General features: G+C 69.1%; 4 protein-coding genes. 2 read left to right on the top strand and 2 right to left on the bottom strand.

Going from position 1 to position 2,822, the window contains the following annotated elements; all coding sequences use genetic code 11:
* Positions 1 to 167 precede the first annotated feature (167 nt).
* Together ABZV38_RS40020 and ABZV38_RS40015 are read right to left on the bottom strand one after the other, a co-directional pair.
* Positions 168 to 389: a hypothetical protein gene (locus ABZV38_RS40020; protein WP_356333850.1), complete on the bottom strand. Its 222-nt coding sequence runs from the start codon at positions 387 to 389 to the stop codon at positions 168 to 170.
* Between the two features lie 78 nt (positions 390 to 467).
* A complete protein-coding gene (locus ABZV38_RS40015; protein ID WP_356333848.1) occupies positions 468 to 800 on the bottom strand; it encodes a hypothetical protein in 333 nt (110 codons plus the stop codon).
* Between the two features lie 126 nt (positions 801 to 926).
* Between ABZV38_RS40015 and ABZV38_RS40010 the strand changes: the two genes are divergently transcribed.
* Together ABZV38_RS40010 and ABZV38_RS40005 are read left to right on the top strand one after the other, a co-directional pair.
* Positions 927 to 1,733 (top strand): hypothetical protein, encoded by an 807-nt coding sequence (locus ABZV38_RS40010; protein ID WP_356333847.1) that lies wholly within the window; start codon positions 927 to 929, stop codon positions 1,731 to 1,733.
* The gene (locus ABZV38_RS40005) at positions 1,730 to 2,257 is read left to right on the top strand and encodes a histidine phosphatase family protein (protein ID WP_356333845.1); all 528 of its coding nucleotides are present in this window, start codon (positions 1,730 to 1,732) and stop codon (positions 2,255 to 2,257) included. Before ABZV38_RS40010 ends, ABZV38_RS40005 begins: the two co-directional genes overlap by 4 nt.
* The last annotated feature ends 565 nt before the right edge of the window (positions 2,258 to 2,822 follow it).

Below are 2,822 nucleotides of genomic sequence, written 5' to 3'. Positions count from 1 at the left end.
TCGTCATCGGTCAACGCCAGCTCGGCCATCGGCCGCCCCATCTTCGCCATGAAGACAGTCTACTTACTCAACGAATCTACGACGCAGGACACTAGTTAGCTTTCTTGCTAGCTAGCGGAGCCAACGGGAAAGTCAGGTCTGGCCGCGGCGTGCCCCCCCACATCCCCTTATGCGGCGACCCACTGGTGGGGCCGGCCGCCGCTCCACCGGACCCAGGCCGGGTCGTCGAGCAGCTGCTGGCCATCGTCGAGCCCGGCACGGCGCAGGAACTCGACGACGTCGAGGTCGCTGTAGGCGATGCCGAGAATGTGGGTCTCGCAGCTGCTGCGGACGGAGACGCGGCGGCCGCCGTCGGCACTGAGCTGGTGGACGGTCACGGGCGTGCTCATGTCTCCAGCGTGCCCCCGGCCCCGTGGCGCTGCCACTGCTCATTGCGATACCGGCCCCCGCGCGTGCGTAGGACGGTCTCACGAGTACCACGGATGTACCTCTTCGCAGGTCAGGAGGGTGGGGCCCGGTCTCATGGATGACCGGTCAGTTGCGGCGGCGGTGTAGAAGATCTTCGCGGTGCCGCCCAGGCCGGCCAGCAGGGCGGAGCCCGCCGTCCCGTCCTCGATGCCGGAGCGCAACGCGGGGATGATCTGGACCCCAGCTGTGCCCAGCAGCGCGTCGGCCACGGCTGTGTCTTGTGCTCGGGCGAGCCGGATGCGGGTGTCGGAAGGTCCGGGCCAGCCCGTGCGCAGCTGGTCGGCGGACAGTCGTGCGGGCCCCGCGCCTTTCCTGGGCGTTCGTTTGGCCATGGACAACTCGTCCGGCCGCGGGCGCCTGCGATGAGGCCGCACCGACCGAACCCGGGGTTCCATGGCCCGAGGCTTCATCTGCCAGCTTCCTGCGTACCGGAGGTTTCCACGACTAGCCTCCGCAGCATGCTGCGAATCGCCGACGCCCGCACCGGCCGCCTCGTGGAGATTCCCTCCGCGCACCGCCACCTCCTGCGCATCTGCGTCCATCTGCCGGTCATCGACAACGGGATCGGCGCGGTGCACCTGCGTGTGCTGCTGCTCGGCGACGTACTGGCGCGCACCGCTGAACTGCACGGTCTGCAGACCCTCACGGTACTCACCGCGCCGGACCTGCCGCAGGAGCAAGCTCAGGCGCTCGACCGGGTCATGGCCGTACTCGGAATCCACCCGCCCGCCACCGTCCGTGCTCACGATCCGAGTGAGACACCGAGCCCTGCTGCCGACGTGCACGTGCTCGCGCACGGTACCGACCAGCAGGACAGCGTCGGCGGGGTACGGATCGACGTGGGCCAGGTCGGCACAGCACCCCCGGACGAGGGCGGCCCAGGCTCCCCGGACGCAACCGCCCCAGAGGGAACCGATCCGCTGGCTGTCAGGATGCTGTTGCTCGGCCATGCCTACCGCACGCCCGTCATGGTCACCGGTGCCGCGCTTGTCGAGGCCCGGCGGACACTGCGGAACTGGCGGCAACTGGTGGCCCACTGGGCGCAGGAGCCATCCAGGCCGATCCCTGCCGACCTGCTGCGACAGGCTCATACCGCGCTCGCCGACAATCTCGGCTTCCCCGCCGTCCTGGACATGCTGCGCAGCGTGGAGAGGGACGCGGACGTGCCGGCCGGTGCCAAGTTCGAGACGTTCGCCCATCTCGACCGCGTCCTCGGGCTGGACCTCGCGCGCGAGGTCGGCCACCAGCACCAGGTGACACCATGACCTCGAGCGACTCCCGACGCCTGGTCGTGCTGCGGCACGCCAAATCCGCCTGGCCCGACGACGTGGCCGACCACGAGCGGCCTCTCGCTCCGCGGGGCCGTCGTGACGCCCCGGCGGCCGGCCGCTGGCTGCGCGAGGCCGACTGTCTTCCCGACCTCGTCGTGTGCTCCACCGCCATCCGTACCAGCCAGACATGGGACCTCGTCTCGGACGAGCTCGACGCCACCACGCCGGTGACCCACGACGCACGCCTCTACCAGGCGAGCGCCGGGGAGTTGCTCGGCGTCGTACGGGACATCCCGGCGCATGTACGGACGCTGATGCTGGTCGGGCACAACCCCGGCGTGCAGGACCTGGTCCTGATGCTCGCCGGTGACGCGGACGGCTACGCTCTGGAGCAGACACGTGCGAAGTTCCCGACGTCCGCGATCGCCGTGCTGTGCCTGCCCGGCCCCTGGTCGGACCTGGAACCGGGTGCTGCCCGGCTGACCGAGATGGTCGTGCCCCGCGGCGCGAAGCCATGACGGGACGGCGCCGACGCCCAGTGGTGCGTACGCCGCTCGCCTTGACCGGCTGCACAGGCTGCTGGTCACTCGAAAGACGGCGATGGATCCCGTCTGGGCACACGACCCCTCGTGCCACGCCCACCCGGCGTCGGTCAGCTGGCAGCGAAGCGCAGACAGACGGTACGACCGAGCACCGCGAACGTCAGCGGATGACTGTAACTTCGCATCCGCACACTGCCGACCCGTCGGGAACCTGGGTGCAGATTACCGAAAGTCGATCTCGCAATAGGGGAGTGCCAGGCGTCGCTGCCGGAGGACCTTCGATGCGGTTTGCGCTGGTGGATGTGCCCTTACGGCACGCCACCCCAAAATGGTCTAGGCAACAAACGGGCCCTGGTCTCTGGCCAGAGCCTGCCTCGTGGAGCGGGTGACGAGAATCGAACTCGCGCTAGTGTCCTGCGTCGCAGATTCGTTGAATAAGTAGACTATCTTCATGGCGAAGATGGGGCGGCCGATGGCCGAGCTGGCGTTGACCGATGACGAGCGCGAGACGCTGGTGCGCTGGTCGCGGCGGGCGACCTCG

This window comes from Streptomyces sp. NPDC005181, from assembly GCF_040608395.1.
Classification (GTDB): Bacteria; Actinomycetota; Actinomycetes; order Streptomycetales; family Streptomycetaceae; genus Streptomyces.
This window is presented reverse-complemented; position numbering and strand designations above follow the sequence as displayed.